Here is a 261-nt window from a genome sequence, read left to right as displayed (position 1 = left end):
GAAGAAGGACGGACGGAAACGCACCGCCAGTTCTTTTTCGAAGAACACCCGCAGGAACTCTTCGATGGTGCCTTTGAGGTCGGCGAAATTGATGTCGCGATCAACCAGCAGGCCTTCGACCTGGTGGAACATCGGCGAGTGGGTGATATCGCAGTCGCTACGGTACACACGGCCTGGGCAGACGATGCGGATCGGCGGCTTGTTCGCTTCCATGGTGCGGACCTGTACCGGCGAGGTATGGGTGCGCAGCAACATGTTCGC

The 261-nt window shown here is 59.0% G+C and carries 1 protein-coding gene; it reads right to left on the bottom strand.

The features are described 5' to 3' along the window. The coding region (locus AC0L3U_RS39605) for a tRNA ligase subunit PheS family protein (protein ID WP_473365150.1) at positions 1-261 on the bottom strand (261 nt) is incomplete at both ends.

It is taken from the genome of Bradyrhizobium sp. Kon69 (assembly GCF_055807515.1).
The sequence above is the reverse complement of the archived record's forward strand: the minus strand, read 5'-3'. Positions and strand labels throughout refer to the sequence as shown.